Origin of the sequence: Streptomyces sp. NBC_00086, from assembly GCF_026343255.1 — a bacterium.
Lineage (GTDB): Bacteria > Actinomycetota > Actinomycetes > Streptomycetales > Streptomycetaceae > Streptomyces.
The window spans coordinates 52,261-69,573 of record NZ_JAPELZ010000002.1; the positions used below are offsets into that span (position 1 = coordinate 52,261).

Below are 17,313 nucleotides of genomic sequence, written 5' to 3' on the forward strand. Positions count from 1 at the left end.
CCATGACCGCAACCACCACCGCCACTCAGGCCCAGCCCGTCCTACGCCTCAACGGGGTCAGCCACACCTACTCGGGCCAGCGCCGCAGGACCACGGTCCTCAGGGACGTCGACTACGCCTTCGAACGCGGCACCTTCTACACGATCCTGGGTCCCTCGGGCAGCGGCAAGACCACCCTGCTCTCCCTGGCCAGCGGCCTGGACACCCCCACCCAGGGTGCGATCAGCTTCGACGGGCAGGACCTCGCCGAGGTCGGCCTCGGCCGCTACCGCAACAAGCACGCCGCCACGATCTTCCAGCAGTACAACCTCCTCACCTACATGACCGCCCTCCAGAACGTCACCACCGCGATGGAGATCACCGGCGCGAAACCCGCGACCGGAAGCCGCAAGGCCAAAGCCCTGCAACTCCTCGAAAACATCGGCCTCGACAAGGCGATGGCCACCCGCAACGTCCTGCAGCTCTCCGGCGGCCAGCAACAGCGCGTCGCCATCGCCCGCGCCCTCGCCTGCGACGTCGACATCCTCTTCGCCGACGAACCCACCGGGAACCTCGACGAAGACACCGCCCAGGGCATCATCGACACCTTCCGCGACCTCGCCCACGAGCAGAACAAGTGCGTGGTCGTCGTCACCCACTCCCAGCAACTGGCCGCGCAGTCCGACCGCATCCTCAACCTGCGCAAAGGCAAGCTCACGGAGCAGGTGAACGCCCGATGAGCGGGGCAGCCCCACCGTCCGTCGGCTCACCGTGAGTAGTGATGCCATACCCTTCGGTGACGGAAGTGGTTGCGGCAAGACGAAAGAGGCAGGTGGACCGGGATGCGCGAGACACGTCACGCGGCGCGGGTACTGGGGGCGTGCGCGGCGGCGCTGACGCTGGCGCTGGCGGCGCCGGGTACGGCGCAGGCGGCGGACGGGGTGCTGTTCATCGATCGGTCACCGGTGCATGACCCGTCCGGCTGCTACCCGTTGGGCGACTTCGTGCCCTCGGAGGTGGCGAACCTGACGAACGAGACCGCCTTCGTGTGGTCGGGCCCCCACTGCAACGGGCAGGTGACGGGAGCCGTCCTGCCGGGTGAACTCGTCCGTCCCGCCCCCGGCATGAGCCTGTTCATCCAGTAGCAGCACGTCGGGCGTCCGCCGGCTCGGGTGGGGGTCAGGTCACGGGCGGGTCAGGAACGCACGGAGGGCGGCGCCGGTCTCCTTCGGGTGGGTGAGGAGCCCTCCGTGCGCGGCGCCGGCGATGACCGTGAACTCGCCGCGCGGCAGGGCGTGGGCGGCGGCCTTGGACGCGTGCGGCGGGAAGTAGAGGTCGTGCTCGAAGCCCAGGACCAGCACGGGGACGGTGATGTCGGCGAGCGCGGCCATGCGGTGCGGGTCGCGCAGCCACGCTTCGGCTGCGGTGGCCTGGCCCACCTCCCCGTCGGACGAAGTCCAGAGGTCTTCCTGGGCTCCGAGGAGCTCCAGCCAGGCGCGGGTCTGCTCCTCGTCCTCGCGCAGGACCGCCGGCGGCAGGCTGGAGAGCAGGGTCTGCAGGCGGGTGAACGCGGCGGGCAGCCGACCGGTCGCGGCGATCAGCTCGGCCTCCGCGTCCAGCATCGCGTCGAGGACCCCGGTGACCGGTCCTGCGCCCGCCATCAGCACCGCGGAGGCCACGAGGTCGGGCCGGGTACGGGCCAGCAGCTCGACGGTGAAGCTCCCCAGCGAGTACCCCACCACCGCGGCGCCGGTCAGGCCGAGGGCGTCCATCAGCCCCGCCAAGTCCCCGGTTAGGTCCGCCATCGAGCACACCGCCGAAGGGGCGTCGGAAGGGGCGACACCGCGCGCGGCATAGGTGATCACCTCGAAGCCCGCCCGCACCAGGACTTCGCGGACCCCGCACAACTCCCATGCCACCGGCGGCATCCCCGTACCGCCCGCCAGCACCACCGGCCGGCCCCGCCCTGTTCGCTCGTACGCGATCCGCACCCCGTCCACGACCACCGACTCCACGCGCGCCCCCTGCTCCGTGCTGATGTGTCAGGGAAGGATGCCCACTCCGGAGACCACCTCACCCGCCTACGGGACTGCGGCCTGGTCGTCGCCGTTTCCGACGGCCACTGCACCCCGGCTCGATCTCGGTCGACCGAGGCGATAGCGGTCAGGGCCCCGGCCGCTGGTCGGCCCGGGACCCGGCCGGTGCCGCGAGGACGAGGGCGAGCACCGCGTCTCCCGCCTGCCACGCCATGGCGCGGCGACGTCCGCCGAGGACGGGCGGCCGCAGACCCAGGATGGCGATGCCCCGCGCAGCGGTCCCGAAGATCCCGGTCCGGTCGGCCTTGACCGCCGCTTCCTTCAGCGCCCAGGCGCCCGCCAGCGCGTCGGGCCGGTCCGTACCGACGAGGGAGAGCTCCCCGGGCGAGAGCACGTGGTCCGCGACCCGGCGTACCGCGTCGGCCGAGGCGGTCTCGCACAGGTCCACCCCGACCGGCTGCGGTGCGAGGGCCGCGGCGACGTGGTGGGCGGTGTGGCTGATGGAGACGTGCAGGGCGGGCACCGGGCTGCCGCCGACGAGGACGTGGGGGCTGCCGTCCTCGCGCGGGAGGATCTCCACGTCGGCCGCCGGGGCGTCGAGGAACTCGCCGACCAGGCGCTTGGCGAGCAGCCGCCCCGCCGCCCACTCGGCCTGCCGCCAGGCGGGCAGAGCCCGGGCCAGCTGCTGCTCTGCCGGTGAGAGTGACGCGAGGGACACCGCCGGGTGGAGGGCGGGGCGCCGGGTCACGAGGACCCCGGCCCCGCCCCATCGGTGGACCTGTCCCGGCTCGATCGGCGGAAAGACGGTGTGCACGGCGGCGGGGGTCACGCGACGGCGGGGGCGGGGGCGGGGGCGGCGGTGGCCGGGTCCGCGTCCGGCTGCCGCAGTGCGCCCTCCAGCGCGGTCACGGCCTGCCGGATCTGGTCGGGCGTGTGGTCACTGGTGATGAAGAAGCGCAGCCGGGCCATTTCCTCCGGTACGGCCGGGTAGAGGATGGGGTTGACGCTGATGCCCTGCTGGAAGAGGGCCTCCGCGAGCTTCAGGGTCTTCAGCGAGTCCCCGACGATGCACGGGACGACCGGCGTGTCGTGGCTGTCCCCGACGTCGATCCCCGCCTCGCGCGCCAGGCGCACGAACAGCGAGGCGTTGTACGCGAGACGCGTGACGCGCTGCGGCTCGGTGCGCAGGAGGCGCAGCGCGGTCAGGGAGGCGGCGGTGTCGGCCGGGGTCATGCCCGCGCTGTAGACGAAGCCCGGCACGGTGTAGCGCAGGTACTCGATGACCGGGCGGCTCCCGGCGACGTAGCCGCCGCAGCTGGCCAGGGCCTTGGACAATGTGCCCGACCACAGATCGACGGCCGAGCGCTCGGTGGGGTGGTACTCGCCGATGCCGCGCCCCGTCGCGCCGATCGTGCCGATGCTGTGGGCCTCGTCGATCATCAGCAGCGCGCCGTGGCGGCGCTTGACCTCGATGAGGGCGGGCAGGTCGGCGATGTCACCGTCCATGCTGTAGACGCCTTCGATGACGACGAGCACCCGCCGGTACTGGTGGCGGACCTGGCTGAGCAGGGCGTCGAGTGCGGCGGCGTCGTTGTGGGGGAACGGCCGCCGGGTCGCGCCGGAGAGCTTGCAGCCCTGCAGGATGCTGTCGTGGGCGAGGGAGTCGTGGACGACGAGGTCGCCGGGGCCGACGAGGTGCCCGATCACGGTGACGTTGGTGGCGTGCCCGTTGGCCAGGGTGAGCGCGGATTCGCATCCGAGCAGTCCGGCGAGTTCCGCTTCGAGTTCCAGGTGGAGCGGACGGCTGCCGGACAGCAGCCGGCTGGCGGACACCGAGGTGCCGTAGCGCTCGACCGCCTCCTTGGCGGCCGCCTTCACCGACGGGTCGGTCGCCAGGCCCAGGTAGTTGTAGCTGGAGAAGGAGACGAGTTCCCGGCCGTCGATGACCGTCGTGTCCGTCATACCGGCCTCGTGGACGAGGAAGTACGGGTTGGAGAGTCCCAGCCCGGCCAGCAGGGCGATCCGCTCGCCGTGGGCGGTGACCTCCGGGAAACGGTCGATCCGCGTGTGCTCCTCCGGCGCGGCCGGGGCCTCCGCCGGCTGGTCCGGGGGCGTCGGGACCACGTGCAGCCGGGGGGAGTCCGCTGCCGCGGGCGGGTCGGGAGCCACCACGACCGGCGTCGGGTCGGCGGAGATTGCCGGAGGCGTCCCGTCACCGTGTCCGGCGCGCTGCCCGGGGACGGGCGTCTCGGCCGTGGGCTCCGGGCAGACACCCGTGATCAGCGCGGTGAGCCGGGCGACGGTCGGCCGGTCGGCGGCCCGCTCGTCGAAGGTCCACTGCGGCCACTGCCGGGTGAGGGAGGTGAACAGGTCGGTCAGCATCAGCGAATCGAAACCGAGGTCGTCGATCAGCAGTTGGTCGTTGCTCAGCTGCTCCACCGGGAAGGCGCTGACCCGGGCGACCTGCGCGAGCACGGCTTCGGTGACCTCGCCGGTGACCTCGTCGGCCGCTGCGCGCGGGGCGGGCCGGCCGGCCGAGTCGGCGGCAGGGGTCGCGGACTCTTCGAGGGCCGCGGCAGCGGGTACGGCCGGGGCAGCGGGCACCGGCGCGGGGAGCGTCGCCGTGAGGCGGGCGAGCAGATCCGCCTGCTGCTGGACCAGCTGGAGCAGTTCGTCCATCGGCGTGTTCGCCGGGTCGTGCGTCGGGGCGTTCATCGAGGTCTCCTCGGGCTGTGCGAGTTCTACGGGCTCTACGGTCCGTACGGGCTCGGCGGACCGCACGCGCTGCGGCGCGGGCGAGGCGGCGGCCGGGTCCTGCTTCGTGGCACGCCTGGTCGCCACCCAGTAGGACTGGGTCGCGAGCCGGGCCACCGGCAGGTCCAGCAGCCGGCGGTCCTCCTCGGCGATCAGGGCGCGCGGGTCGACCGGGACGCCCAGGACCGCGAGCCGGGCGAGTGCCAGGACGAAGGTGCGCCCGCCGTCGGCCGTCCCCTCGACGGGGACGACGTGGACGTCGTCGTGGCCGGTGAGGTTGCGGCGGACCGAGGTGAGGAGCGAGTTGCCGCCCGTCACCTGGAGGAACACGCGGGCGCCCTGCTCGTAGGCGGTGCGGACGGCGTCGCCGAAGAGGACCGGCGCGGACGCGTGACGGGTCCACAGCTCGCGCAGCCGGTCGGGGTCGGTGCAGACCTCGGCGTTCACGGACGAGACGAACGGCAGGACGGGGCTGGTGATCGGGCGGGCGGTGAGGCCCGAACGGATGGTGTCCTCTACGGCGGCCAGGTGCGGCGAGTGGAAGGCGTTGGACACGTCGAGCGTCGCCGTCGCGACCCCGGCTTCCGCGCAGGCCTCGCGCAGGGCGGCGAGTCCTTCCGGAGTGCCGCTGACCACGATCTGACGCGGCTGGTTGAAGCAGGCGAGCCACACGCCGTCGATCCCGTTCGTGAGCCGGCGGCAGGTCTCCTCGTCGGCCTGCACGGCGAGCATCCCGCCCGGGAAGCGGGACTCCGCCTGCCGGAGGGTCGCACCCCGGTGGACCAGCAGCCGGACCGTGTCCACGTGCGTGAGCGCTCCGGCGGCCGCGGCCGCTGCGAACTCCCCGGCGCTGTGCCCGAGAGCGAGGTCGGGACGGATGCCGCAGTCGGCGAGGACGCGGGTGGCGGCGATCTGGACGGTACCGAGCAGGGGCTGGCACACCTCGGTGGCGGCGAGCCGCTTCCTGAGCTCGTCGGTGTCGCCGTGGGACCGGGCCTCATCGCCGTACAGCAGGTCGGAGAGGTCGAAGCCGACGTCCCCGCGGGCCACGGCGTCGAGGACGGCCACGGCCGACCGGAAGGCGGGGAACCGCTCGTGGAGGTCCCGCATCATGCCCGGCCGCTGGCTGCCCTGGCCGGGGAAGAGGAAGGCCACGCGGCGCTGCGCGGCCGGCAGCGGGTTGTCCGCGGCGAAGGCGCCCTCGCCGAGGTCGCCGCGCGCGCCGGCCAGGAGCTGCTCACGGGCGTGGTGCAGCCGCTCGACGAACGCGTCCGTGCCGGTGGCCACGATCGCGAGCCGGGCCGTCAGCGGCTCCCGGGAGCCGAGGGTGTGGGCCACAGCGGCCAGCGGGGCACGGTCCGCCGTGTCGAGTGCGTCGAGCACGTCGCCGATGTGCTGGTCCAGCAGTTCGGCGTTGCCGGCCGAGAGGAGGACGAGGTGGGCTCGGGCGTCGCGGGTGCTTCCGGCGTCTGCGGTGCCTCCGGCTTCTCCGGTGTCTTCCGTGTCTCCGCCGTCTTCGGCGCGGTCCGGGAAGTGACCGGGGGCCGGTTCGGGGCGCTCCTCCAGCACCACGTGGACGTTGGTGCCGCCGAAGCCGAACGAGCTGACGGCGGCACGTCGCGGAGCACCGGTGTCCGGAAAGGGCAGTGCGGTGGCCGCGAAGCGCAGGCCGGCGGCGGAGATGGCCAGGTCGGGGTGGGGGGTGGTGGCCGGCTGCGGCACGATCGTGCGGTGGTGGACGACCAGGGCCGTCTTGATCAGCCCCGCGATGCCCGCCGCGGCCAGGGAGTGCCCGATGAGGGCCTTGCCCGCGCCGAGGTAGCACAGGGCCGGGTCGTCGTCCGGGTACTCGGTGCGCAGGCGGCGCAGGGCCTCGGTCTCGGCCCGGTCCCCGGCGGCGGTGCCGGTGCCGTGTGCCTCCAGGAAGCCCACGGAGGAGGGCGCGACGCCCGCGTCCTCGTAGGCCCGGTGCATGGCGCGCAGCTGACCCTCGGAGGTGGGTACCAGCGGTCCGGGGGAGGCGCCGTCGTTGGCCGAGCCGATGCCCTTGATCACCGCGTAGACGCGGTCGCCTTCGGCCAGTGCGTCGGCCAGCGGCTTGACGACGACGACGCCGGCGCCTTCGCCGAGGACGAAGCCGTCGGCCTCCGCGTCGAAGGGGCGGCACACCCCGGCGGCGGACAGGGCGCGGAGCCGGGAGAAGCCGACCAGGCTGTCGGGGGTGAGGTTGAGGTACACGCCGCCGACGAGGGCGATCCGGCAGCTGCCGGATCGCACCTGGGCGATCGCCTGGTCCAGGGCGACCAGCGAACCGGAGCAGGCGGCGTCGACCGCGAAGCTGGGCCCGCCGAGGTCGAAGTGGCGGCTGACGGTCCCGGCCGCCATGTTGAGCAGGCTCCCCGGCAGGGTGAAGGCGTCGATGGTGCCGAGCTGCCGCGCCCGCTCCTTGGCGGTGGCGCCCCCGGCCTCGGCGCCGTCGTCCGCCGCGGCCTCTGCCTCTGCCTCTGCCTCTGCCAGGGTGATGGCCCGGAGGGGGGCCGTCATGAGGTCCTTGTAGTCGGACACCGATATTCCGAAGAACACCCCGGTGTTCTCGCGGTCGAAGTCACCGCGGCCCATCCCCGCGTCGGCGAGCGCCTCGCGCGTGACGTCGAGCATCAGCCGGTGCTGCGGGTCCATGGCCCTGGCGCGAGCCGGCGGTACGCCGTAGTGCGCCGCGTCGAAGCGGTCCAGGTCCTTCAAGAAGGCGACCTGGTCGGTGTACGAGGCGTTGGGGGCCGATCGGTTGCCCGGGTCGTGGAAGGTCCCGTGGTTCCAGCGTTCCCCCGGGACGGCGGAGAACTGACGCTCCGCACTCATCAGGAGCTTCCAGTAGGTGCGGATGTCGGGGGCGCCCGGAAAGCGGCAGCCGAGTCCGACGATGGCGATGTCAGTCATGGGTCTTCCTTGTCGTAGCGCCCTGGACGGACGGCGGCCGGGGCTGGGCGGGGCTGGAGGGTCGGGAGGGAAAGGGTCAGAAAGGTCAGAAAGGTCAGAAAGGTCAGGAGGGTCGGGACGGAGCGAGGCCTGGACCGGGCGGGAGCGCCCGGTGCTCATCGGCGCGCGTGGGCGTGCGTACGGACGACGGTGCGGCTCGGTGAGCAACGGCCCGGGGCGCACCGCCTCGCGGTGACCGGTGGAGGCCGGGGCGCCGGCTGCGGCGCTTTGGGCTTCAGCGCCTTGGGTGCCCACCAGTTCAGGCCGCCGGCCAGGCGCATGAGCGCCGGTACGAGGACGCCCCGTACGAGCGTGGCGTCGAGGAGGACGCCCAGACCGGCGCCGATGCCGAAGAACTGCAGGAGGGAGACCTGGGAGGTGCCGAAGCTCAGGAGGGTGAATGCGAGCAGGGCGCCGGCTGTGGTGACGATGCCTCCCGTCCGGGCGATGCCCGTGACGATCGAGTCGGTGTTGTTCGCCCCGGCGTCGTGCGCCTCCTTGATCCGGGCCAGGACGAACACCTCGTAGTCCACCGAGAGCCCGAAGAGGATGCAGAACAGCAGCACCGGCATGGTCGTGCTGAGCGGTCCGGGCGTGAAACCGAGCAGGCCGCTCAGATGGCCCGTCTGGAAGATCCACACCATCGCTCCCAGGACGGCCGTCAGGCTCAGGGCGTTCAGCGCGATGGCCTTGAGGGGCAGGAGCAGGCTGCGGGTGAAGCCGAAGAGCAGCAGGAACGTGGTGACGGTGATCAGGGCGAGCGCCGGCGGAATCCGGTCGCCCACCGTGTCCTTGGCGTCGACCAGTACCGCGCTCGGTCCGCCGACCAGGACCTCGGTGCCCGCCGGGGCGGGGATCTCGCGGACTTCGTGCACGAGCTGCTGGGCAGCCCGCGAGCGGGGGTCGACCCGCGGCACCACGGAGAGCTGGGCCAGACCGTCGTCCGCGGGCCCGGCGACCCGGGAAACCCGGGCGACGTGGGGGAGCGCGGACAGCCTGCGGACGTAGTCCTCACCCGCGGACCGGGGCGCCGTGCCCGTCACGGAGACGGTGAGCGCGTCGGCGCCCCTCATGTCGAACGCGTCGCGCACCAGGTCACCGGTCTGCCGGCTGGACGCGCTCGTCGGCAGCGCCCGGTCGTCCGGGGTGGCGAAACCGGCGTGCGCGAACGGCGCGGCCAGGACCACCAGCAGGCCGATCACCGGCAGCGCCGCGAGCAGCGGGCGGCGTACGACGATCCGCGCCAGCCCCTCCCAGAAGCGCGATCCGGAGCCCGTACGGGCCCTGCGGCGCCACGGCACGGGCCAGGCGTTCACGCGCTTGCCGAGCAGCGTGAGCAGAGCGGGCAGGACGGTCACGGCGCTCGCGGCGGCGATGGCCACCACGGCGATGCCCGCGTAGGCGAAGGAGCGCAGGAAGTACGGCGGGAACACCAGCAGCGTCGCGAGCGCGGCGCAGACCGTCGCGGCACTGAAGGCGATCGTGTGGCCGGCGGTGCGCACGGTCCGGATGGCGGCCGTCCGCGGCAGGTACCCGGCGGCGAGCTCCTCGCGGAACCGCGAGACGATCAGCAGCCCGTAGTCGATGCCCAGCCCCAGGCCGAGCGCCGTGGTGAGGTTCAGCGCGAACACCGACACGTCGGTGACGGAGCCGAGGACGCTCAGGACCAGCAGGGTCCCGGCGATGGCGAGGACCCCGATCAGCAGCGGCAGTGCGGCGGCCACGACGCTGCCGAACGCCAGGACCAGCAGGATCAGGGTGCCCGGCAGCACGACGGCCTCGGCACGCTTCAGGTCGGACTCCGCGATGTCCTGAAGCTCCGCGTCGGTGAGCGCCGACCCTCCCACGTGCACGGTCAGGGCCGCGTCGGAAGCGCCGCGGGCGGTCAGCTCCGCGCTCAGCCGCTCGACCCGCGCACCGAGCTGTTCGCCCTCCCCGTCCACGTGCGCGACCAGCATGGCCGCGTCGCCGACCCGGCTGCGCAGCTCCGCCGCGCCACCGGTCCAGTACGAGGCCACGCCGCTCACGTGCGGCTGGGCGGCGAGCCGACGGGTCAGTTCCTCGCCCTCGCTCCGGGCCGCCGGGCCGTCGACGGAACCGTCGCGGGCCTGTGCGACGACGATCAGGTTGGGGGATGCCCCCAGGTGCTCGGCGGCCATGCGGGCGGCGCGGCTGGACTGGGACCGGGGATCGTCGTACCCCTGCGTCTTCAGCCGGCCGGTGGCCTCCGCGCCGAACACGACGGACAGGGCGAGGAACACGAGGGCGGCGAAGAGGACGAGTCCGGGACGGCGGGTCACGAAGACACCTGCACGACGGGACATCGGGGTCTCCGATCCGGGTGGCGGTTCGTCCTGCTCTGGTGCAGGACGGCGGACCTCCACCGTGCCCCGGCCGGGGGGCGGGGCCGTAGCCCCGGCTACTCGTTACTTGACAGGAGCCCTCCGTGCGTCCTGGCTCGTCCCCCACCCTCCCTCGGGGCGCTCCGTGCCGGACGGCTTGAGCAGACCCGGCAGCTGATCCTCGCCATGCTGAGCTCCAAGGCGGCCCGACCGCTGCGGGAGCAGGGCCGCAGACACCGGTGCCAGTCGGTGGAGGCGGCGCTGGCCGAGCTCACGGCGCAGGCCGACCCGGTGGCCCGCCGCCGCGCGGTCGCCGTGCTGTACCTGCTGGTCAGCGCCCCGGACTGGCAGGCCATGCGGCTGCAGGCGGGGCTCTACGGGGCCGAGGCCGGCAAGGCTGCCGCCTGGGCGGTGCGGGTGCTCACGGACGAGCTGCGCCGAGACCCGGACGGCCCGCTACGGGACCCGGGCGGATGACCGGCGAGGAGGAGGGTGGGGGATTCGGCGCACTCGGCCGCCGCGCTCGCCCACCGTGAGCGGCTCGGGCTGCCCGGCCGCCCCAGAGTGGCAGTGGTGGTGCAGGAGCTGGTGGTACCCGAGCGCGCCGGGGTCCTGCCGCCTCCGTCTGCTCCGGCGCCGACCGATGACCGGGGCCGCGCCCCGCACTGACCCGCGCCGGCCGGTCACCGACACGCCCGCCTACCGCAGCCCCGGCAGGGCGTTTCCAGATGGCCTGTCACACGCCTGTGACGCGGACCGGACCATTCCACCCACACAAGATCACTAGTTTTCCTTCCGTAGCCGGCAGCCCGAACTCAACGGCCTCCACCGGAAGAGACCACGGCGGCTCTCCCCACCCACGGCAAAGCTCCAAGGAATCGTCATGCGTACCGCGCTCCGCGTCACCACCACCGCCCTTGCCCTCTTCGGCGCGGCGATCGTCGCCCCCGCCACGGCCTTCGCGGCCCCTGCCCCTGCCCCGGCCCAGCAGGATTCCCCCGCGCGCACCCTGGTGGTCGCCGAGAACTGCGTCAAGAGCCAGGTCATCCCGTCCCTGTTCGACGGCCTGACGGTCAAGCTGACCAACAGTGCCCACACCGGCGCCACGGCGCAGCTGCGCGACGAGAGCGGCAAGGTACTCGGCACGGTCGACCAGTCCAAGCCGCTGGACCTGGCCAACGGCCTGCGGATCGACGGCGTGCTGTCCACCGCGCCCGTCTTCAAGCAGCGCACCCAGGGCGGCGACGCGCCGTGGACCGCCACCGCGTTCCCGAAGCTGCCCAAGGACTGCAACACCGCCGGCAGCCTCTACTCCACGACGAAGTTCGGCAGCCTGACCGTCAAGACCTACAAGGCCGGCCCGCAGCTCTTCAGCTCGTACATCGTCGAGAACGGCAAGCGTGTCGGCTTCCTGCACCCGGCGCCCAACGCCTACCAGGACGTCCGCAAGGTCGGCGACCGCTACGTCCGCCTCACCGTCGACGGCGAGATCCACAGCTGGACCGGTGCCACCACCGTCTCCCCGAAGCTCGGCGTCTATTCGGTCGCGGGCGGCACGAAGGTCCGCCTGGTGAAGAAGGACGGGCTGTACGGCGTCCAGATGACCTCGCGCGGCACCTGGAGCAACTGGACCTACTTCGCCAAGGGCAAGCCCGTGATCCTCCAGTCCGACAACACCATCGTCGTGCTGAACGCGAACGGCACCCTCTCCAACTTCGTCTACGGCATCGCCCGTCAGACCGCACCGGTCTGGAACCGCGCCTGATCATCCGCCGACCGGCCGCCGCCCCCTGCCGCTCACCCACTGACCCGGCTCGGGCACCGTCCCACCCGCATCACCCGCATCACCCGCACCACCCCGAAGGGGCCGCCTCGGCAGACACTCTGCCGAGGCGGCCCCCTTCCGTGCGTGGAGTCCCTTTCGCTCCTGATCGCTGCTGAGTTCAGGAGCCTTCGATCGGCCCGGCCCGGTCCCAGCCGGGCGCTCGCACGTCGATCGTGAGACCTCCCGCCCCGACCTCCTCACCGCAGGTCCGGCACGTCGACGTCAGATCCAGGTCGTGCTCGGTGTCGTGTTCCGAACCGGGCCCGCCGCGATGGCGGAAGGCGACCGGGGGAGTGTCGACCGCCCAGCGATCGCCCCAGGCCAGAAGCGCGCGCATCACCGGTGCGAGGTCACGGCCGGCCTCCGTGAGGTGGTACTCGAAGCGCAACGGGCGCTCGCTGTAGGCGTGGCGCTCGACCACGCCCGCCTCCTCCAGAGCGCGGAGTCTGGCGGCGAGGCGGTCGCGGGGAGCGCCGGTGTTGCGCACGATCTGGTCGAAGCGCTGGTTGCCGTAGAAGATCTCGCGGATCGCCAGGAGGGCCCAGCGTTCGCCGACGAGTTGCAGTGCGGCGGCCACGGAGCACGGCCGGCCGGGCACTTCGGGGTGCGGAACCGAGTTCTCGCCCTGCTTCGCGTTCGAGGTCACGTCCCCATCCTCTCTCTAGTGCGTTGTGTTTTCAAACTCACACGGCTAGCCTCCGGTCCATGACAGTTGGAAAATCAAACCCTCACAGGGCGACCCGAGCCGTGTTCGCGACGGTCGTGGCCGCGGTCTTCATGTCCAACCTCGACCTCTTCATCGTCAACGTGGCCCTCCCGGCGATCGGCCGCTCGTTCGGCGACAGCGACCTCGGCTCCCTGTCCTGGGTCCTCAACGGCTACGCGATCGTCTTCGCCGCGCTCCTCGTGCCCGCCGGCCGCATCGCCGACCGCTCCGGCCACAAGCCGGTCTTCCTGACGGGATTGGCGGTGTTCACCCTCGCCTCGGTCGGCTGCGCACTCGCCCCGAACGTCGAGACGCTGGTCGCGGCACGGCTCGTACAGGCCGCCGGCGCGGCGCTGCTGATGCCGACGTCGCTCGCACTGCTGCTCGACACGACGGCGCCCGAGAAGCGCGCCGGGGCGGTGCGGGCCTGGGCGTCGATCGGCGGGATCGCCGCCGGACTCGGACCGGTGGCCGGCGGGCTGCTGGCCGAGGCCGGATGGCGCTGGGTGTTCATCGTCAACGTGCCGGTGGGGGTCGCGGCCTTCGTCCTCGGAGCCAAGGTGCTGCCGTCGCCCGGACGCGCCGGGGCGCAGAAGAGCCCGCTGCCCGACCTGTTCGGTGCCGCCCTTCTCACCGGATCGATCGCAGCGCTCGCACTCGGCCTGGTCAAGGCTCCCGACTGGGGTTGGACGAGCGCCGGCACCCTCGGAGGCCTGGCTGCCGCGGTGCTGCTCGGCGTCTGGTTCGTCCTGCGCTCGGCCCGCCACCCCGTGCCGATCGTCGAGCTCCCGCTCCTCCGGGTTCCGGAATTCGCCTCTGCCGCGGCAGCCCTGACCCTGTTCACCGTCGCCTTCGCCGGAATGCTGCTCGGCGCGGTGTTGTGGTGCCAGGGCGTGTGGGGCTACTCGGCGCTGCGCACCGGGCTCGCCATCGCGCCGGGACCCTTGCTGGTACCGCCGGTCGCGCTGCGGATCGGTCCCGCCGTCGCCAGATTCGGTGCGGGCCGCGTCGCGATGGCGGGGACCGTCCTGTTCGCGGCCGGCATCCTGTGGTGGGCCGCGACGCTCGACACCGGCTCGGCCTACGCCGCCTCGCTCCTGCCGGGCATGCTGCTGACCGGCCTCGGCGTCGGCATGACGCTCCCGGTCCTGACCGGGGCCTCGGCGGCAGCACTGCCGCCGTCCCGCTTCGCCACGGGCTCGGCCATCACCTCGATGGGCCGCCAGGTCGGCGCGGTCCTCGGCGTCGCGATCCTGGTCGGCATCCTCGGCACACCGGCCCCCGCAGGCATCGTCGCCGCGTTCCAGCACGGTTGGTACGCGGTCGCCGCGGCGTCCCTGCTCGCCGCGTGCGCGACGGTCCCGCTCGTCCGCAAGCCGCGACCGGCCGCCGCCACGACGACCGGTCGCGCAGAGGCCGCGATGGTGGGCGACGCCTGAGGAGAGGGCCCCGTACGTGGACGGCGGACGGGACCCGCACGCGCCCGAAGGGCCGCTGACGGGCCACGGGACCAGTCGGCGCCAGAAAGTTACCGAAGGGTAGTCATGGGGTGAGTCGGGGAGGTAGCGTCTGCCTTCTTGAAGGGAGCACCATGCCTCGTACGCTGACGGTGTCAGACAGCATCGTCGTCAATGTCCGCCCCGCAGAGGTCTACCGGCGCGTATCCGATCCTGCGCGGATGGGTGACTGGAGCCCGGAGAACCTCGGCGCCACCGTGCGCGGGGGTACCCGGGAACCGAGCGTCGGGATGGTCTTCGACGGGCGGAACAAGCGCGGCGCCTTCCGCTGGACCACCCGGTGCACCGTGACGGCACTCGAGCCGGACAGGTTGTTCCGGTTCCGGGTGCATGCCATCGGTGTCAAGCGGCCGCGGCTGCCGGGTCCCATCGCCACATGGGAGTACCGCTTCGAGCCCGTCCCGGAGGGGACCCGGGTGACCGAGACGTGGACCGACGACCGCCGGTCGTGGCCGGACTTCGTGGCGAACACCTTCGACCGGGTGGCGACCGGCGGAAGCGTCTTCGCCGATTTCCAGCGCAGGAACATCGGTACGACCCTGCGCAACCTCAAGAAGGCTTTGGAAACGGGCTGACATACCGGTTCCGCACGCCTCGGTCAGCCGGACATGGGTGAGAACACCTACGGCGTGCGGGTCATGGGCTTCAAGGTTCAACACGATCGGTCAGCGGCCCCGCGCGCCAACCCGGGAGACCCTTGTCCAGCCACTCCTCGACGGTCCGCCGCCACGGGTCGGTGGAGTCGCTGTCGGCGACATCCGCCCACGTGTCCGCAGCCGACTCCGGATCGACGACCAGGCAGTCGAGGTAGGCGTCGAAGCTGTCGGCAACCTTGGTGAAGACATCGTTCGACAGGTGTCCAGGCCAGGAAATGCCATGCAAGAAGGCGTGGAGCTGACCGTGGGTAGCGGGATTCAGATCCAGGAACAGGGTGTCGCTGCCGCCGTTCCGGGCAATCGGCAGAAGGCCCGTGAGCGAGACCTCATCGGCGAGCCACCCCTGACGACTGCGGCGGTATTCGCCGAGCAACGTCCCCCAGCCGTACTCGCCATCGCCATCGCGGCCGAGTTGGTAGAGGTCGTCGAAGCTCTGCAACGGCTCGGGTTCACAGTCGGGCAGGCGGACCGAGTAGGTGAGGCTCTCCCCGCCCGCCAATTCCAGGAACGACCGGTATGACGCCGGCAGGGGCAGTCCGATCTCCTGCTCAAGACGTCTCAGCTCGGCTGCTTCGAACGGCCTGAACGGCCCCACGACCAAGCGGCCCCGATACCAGCGCGATATTTCCTCCGACACGGACCGATCATCGCACCTACGAAGGACCCGAGCGCCGGCTTCCACCTGCTCCGGAAGATGATGCTGCTACAGCAGCCCCGCAATGGTCGTTCGGATCCGCCGCTCCCGCCGATACGCCCCTGGCGGGGCGCCGAAGTGCCGTTTGAAAGCCTTCGCGAACGCGAATTCCGAGGTGTAGCCGGCGTTCTCGGCCACGGTGCTCAGCGAGTCGGCCGTCTCGCGCAGCATCCGCGCCGCGACGGCCATGCGCCACGTCGTCAGGTAGCTGAGCGGCGGCTCGCCGACCACCGTGGTGAACCGCCGGGCGAACGCGGCGCGCGACAGCCCGGCCCGGCTCCCCAGCGATTCGACGGTCCACGGATGCGCCGGGTCGTCGTGGATCGCTTTCAGCGCCGGGGCGATCAACGGGTCGTTCAGTGCCGAGGCCCAGCCCTGCGTCTGCTCCTTGGGCAACTCGGCGTACCAGGACCGCAGAATGTAGAGAAGCAGCAGATCGACCAGCGTCGTGACCACCGAGTCCGAACCCGGCTGAGGCTGGTGGATCTCGGCGCAGAGCTGGTCGACCGCCGAGCGCAGCGCAGGATGGCGGCCGGGGCTGGCCGGGAGGTGGATGACCTCCGGGAGCTCGTCGAGCAGCGGATGCGGCCGCTCGATGTCGAGGTGGTAGGCCCCGCACACCAGCACGCTGCGAGCGCCGTCGCCCTCGATGGTGAAGGACCCGATCGGCGAGGAGGTGTCGACGCGGTCCGGTTCGAAGGCGACCAGCTCGCTGGTGATCGCATCACAGATGGCGTGATCGGTGCCGCGCCGCAGGAACACGACGTCGCCGGGGCCCAGGGCGATCGGATCGCCGCCGACCGGCAGGAGAAAGCAGCGTCCTTCGACGACGACGTGGAATCCGGCTCCCGCGATGGGCTGGAAGCGCACGCCCCACGGCGCCTGCGCGTCGGTACGGACAACGGACGGACGCCCGGTGCGCAGGGCCGCAAGCGTGTCGCTGAGTATGTCCATGCGCTCACCCTACCGTGCTGATGTCGAGACGATCAGACAAAGAATCAAGACTTTAGGCCATCCACTGTCTTGCTCGGCAAACGTAGCGTCCTCTCCATGAACAACACAGCACACACCAACACGGCACACACCCAGCGTGTCGTCGTCATAGGCGGCACCTCCGGCATCGGCTTCGCCGTCGCCCAGGCCGCAGCGACCCAGGGTTCGAACGTGGTCGTCGCCTCCAGCGACCGGAGCCGGGTCGACCTGGCGGTGAAGAAGCTCGGTGGCCCGGCCGAAGGCGTCTTGCTGGACGTCGCCGATGAGGCCGCGCTCGCCGCCTTCTTCGACCGGATCGGCGAGTTCGACCACCTCGTCTACACGGCGGGGGAGTCCCTGCTGCTGAAGCCGCTCGCCGCCCTCGCGGCCGAGGAGTCCCGGGGGTTCTTCGAGCGCCGCTTCTGGGGTGCCCTGCTCGCCGCGAAGTACGCGACGCCGAAGCTCCGCCCCGGCGGCTCGATCACCTTCACCTCCGGCGCCTTCGCCACCCGGCCCGCCCCCGGAACCCTGCTCGGCGCAAGCGTCACGGCCGCCGTCGAGGGTCTGACGCGCGCCTTGGCCCTGGAACTCGCCCCACTGCGGGTCAACGCGGTCCGCCTCGGCGCGATCCGCACCGAGCTTTGGGACAGCACCGTGCCCGAGCCGGAGGCCTTCCTCCAAGCGCAGGGCAGCGGCCTTCCCGTACAGCGCGTGGGCACCCCCGAGGAGGCCGCGGCGGCCTACCTCTACCTCCTGAGCAACGGCTACGCGACCGGCACCGTGCTCACCCTCGACGGCGGAGCCGCACTGGCCTGACATCGCCTGCTGTCGGACCGGCACACCGGTCCGACGGCCT

15 protein-coding genes are annotated in these 17,313 nt (G+C 72.1%); 8 read left to right on the top strand and 7 right to left on the bottom strand.

Annotated elements, in window-relative coordinates; all coding sequences use genetic code 11:
- The first annotated feature begins 2 nt into the window (after positions 1–2).
- Entirely contained in the window at positions 3–719 is a 717-nt protein-coding gene (locus OG276_RS37330; RefSeq protein WP_266913676.1) for an ABC transporter ATP-binding protein, read from the top strand.
- Between the two features lie 102 nt (positions 720–821).
- Entirely contained in the window at positions 822–1,124 is a 303-nt protein-coding gene (locus OG276_RS37335) for a hypothetical protein (RefSeq protein WP_266913678.1), read from the top strand.
- A 39-nt stretch (positions 1,125–1,163) separates the two neighbouring features.
- Here the strand turns inward: OG276_RS37335 and OG276_RS37340 are convergent, their stop codons facing one another.
- From OG276_RS37340 to OG276_RS37355, 4 genes are all read right to left on the bottom strand, one after another.
- Complete coding sequence (locus OG276_RS37340) at positions 1,164–1,994, bottom strand: alpha/beta fold hydrolase (RefSeq protein ID WP_266913680.1); 831 nt, start codon at positions 1,992–1,994, stop codon at positions 1,164–1,166.
- Between the two features lie 148 nt (positions 1,995–2,142).
- Positions 2,143–2,829: a 4'-phosphopantetheinyl transferase superfamily protein gene (locus tag OG276_RS37345; RefSeq protein ID WP_266913682.1), complete on the bottom strand. Its 687-nt coding sequence runs from the start codon at positions 2,827–2,829 to the stop codon at positions 2,143–2,145.
- An 11-nt stretch (positions 2,830–2,840) separates the two neighbouring features.
- Positions 2,841–7,706: a type I polyketide synthase gene (locus OG276_RS37350; RefSeq protein WP_266913684.1), complete on the bottom strand. Its 4,866-nt coding sequence runs from the start codon at positions 7,704–7,706 to the stop codon at positions 2,841–2,843.
- A 155-nt stretch (positions 7,707–7,861) separates the two neighbouring features.
- On the bottom strand, positions 7,862–10,069 hold the full coding sequence (locus OG276_RS37355) for an MMPL family transporter (protein WP_266913686.1): 2,208 nt from the start codon (positions 10,067–10,069) through the stop codon (positions 7,862–7,864).
- A gap of 204 nt (positions 10,070–10,273) precedes the next feature.
- Here OG276_RS37355 and OG276_RS37360 point away from each other — a divergent pair, with 204 nt between their 5' ends.
- From OG276_RS37360 to OG276_RS37370, 3 genes are all read left to right on the top strand, one after another.
- Positions 10,274–10,564, top strand: a complete 291-nt coding sequence (locus OG276_RS37360) for a hypothetical protein (protein WP_266913688.1) — start codon at positions 10,274–10,276, stop codon at positions 10,562–10,564.
- Between the two features lie 15 nt (positions 10,565–10,579).
- Entirely contained in the window at positions 10,580–10,756 is a 177-nt protein-coding gene (locus tag OG276_RS37365; RefSeq protein ID WP_266913690.1) for a hypothetical protein, read from the top strand.
- Between the two features lie 214 nt (positions 10,757–10,970).
- Entirely contained in the window at positions 10,971–11,852 is an 882-nt protein-coding gene (locus OG276_RS37370) for a hypothetical protein (RefSeq protein ID WP_266913692.1), read from the top strand.
- 178 nt (positions 11,853–12,030) lie between these two features.
- On the opposite strand, the gene OG276_RS37375 is transcribed toward OG276_RS37370, so the two are convergent.
- On the bottom strand, positions 12,031–12,558 hold the full coding sequence (locus tag OG276_RS37375) for a helix-turn-helix domain-containing protein (RefSeq protein ID WP_266913694.1): 528 nt from the start codon (positions 12,556–12,558) through the stop codon (positions 12,031–12,033).
- 101 nt (positions 12,559–12,659) lie between these two features.
- Here OG276_RS37375 and OG276_RS37380 point away from each other — a divergent pair, with 101 nt between their 5' ends.
- Positions 12,660–14,057: an MFS transporter gene (locus OG276_RS37380; RefSeq protein WP_266913696.1), complete on the top strand. Its 1,398-nt coding sequence runs from the start codon at positions 12,660–12,662 to the stop codon at positions 14,055–14,057.
- A gap of 152 nt (positions 14,058–14,209) precedes the next feature.
- On the top strand, positions 14,210–14,710 hold the full coding sequence (locus tag OG276_RS37385) for an SRPBCC family protein (protein ID WP_266913698.1): 501 nt from the start codon (positions 14,210–14,212) through the stop codon (positions 14,708–14,710).
- 70 nt (positions 14,711–14,780) lie between these two features.
- Here the strand turns inward: OG276_RS37385 and OG276_RS37390 are convergent, their stop codons facing one another.
- Both OG276_RS37390 and OG276_RS37395 read right to left on the bottom strand, forming a co-directional pair.
- Positions 14,781–15,428 carry an SMI1/KNR4 family protein gene (locus OG276_RS37390; protein WP_266913700.1) on the bottom strand — a complete coding sequence of 216 codons (648 nt, stop codon included), beginning with the start codon at positions 15,426–15,428 and terminating at the stop codon, positions 14,781–14,783.
- Between the two features lie 66 nt (positions 15,429–15,494).
- Positions 15,495–16,439 (bottom strand): AraC family transcriptional regulator, encoded by a 945-nt coding sequence (locus OG276_RS37395; protein ID WP_266913702.1) that lies wholly within the window; start codon positions 16,437–16,439, stop codon positions 15,495–15,497.
- 96 nt (positions 16,440–16,535) lie between these two features.
- On the opposite strand from OG276_RS37395, the gene OG276_RS37400 reads away from it, so the two are divergent.
- Positions 16,536–17,273 carry an SDR family oxidoreductase gene (locus OG276_RS37400; RefSeq protein ID WP_266913704.1) on the top strand — a complete coding sequence of 246 codons (738 nt, stop codon included), beginning with the start codon at positions 16,536–16,538 and terminating at the stop codon, positions 17,271–17,273.
- Positions 17,274–17,313: the final 40 nt, after the last annotated feature.

What these genes read in the sequence shown, in the direction of transcription:
- OG276_RS37330 (WP_266913676.1), top strand. Translation starts at nt 3, where the DNA reads ATGACCGCAACCACCACCGCCACTCAGGCCCAGCCCGTCCTACGCCTC.
- OG276_RS37335 (WP_266913678.1), top strand. Translation starts at nt 822, where the DNA reads ATGCGCGAGACACGTCACGCGGCGCGGGTACTGGGGGCGTGCGCGGCG.
- OG276_RS37350 (WP_266913684.1), bottom strand. Translation starts at nt 7,706, where the DNA reads ATGACTGACATCGCCATCGTCGGACTCGGCTGCCGCTTTCCGGGCGCC.
- OG276_RS37355 (WP_266913686.1), bottom strand. Translation starts at nt 10,069, where the DNA reads ATGTCCCGTCGTGCAGGTGTCTTCGTGACCCGCCGTCCCGGACTCGTC.
- OG276_RS37360 (WP_266913688.1), top strand. Translation starts at nt 10,274, where the DNA reads ATGCTGAGCTCCAAGGCGGCCCGACCGCTGCGGGAGCAGGGCCGCAGA.
- OG276_RS37370 (WP_266913692.1), top strand. Translation starts at nt 10,971, where the DNA reads ATGCGTACCGCGCTCCGCGTCACCACCACCGCCCTTGCCCTCTTCGGC.
- OG276_RS37385 (WP_266913698.1), top strand. Translation starts at nt 14,210, where the DNA reads ATGCCTCGTACGCTGACGGTGTCAGACAGCATCGTCGTCAATGTCCGC.
- OG276_RS37395 (WP_266913702.1), bottom strand. Translation starts at nt 16,439, where the DNA reads ATGGACATACTCAGCGACACGCTTGCGGCCCTGCGCACCGGGCGTCCG.
- OG276_RS37400 (WP_266913704.1), top strand. Translation starts at nt 16,536, where the DNA reads ATGAACAACACAGCACACACCAACACGGCACACACCCAGCGTGTCGTC.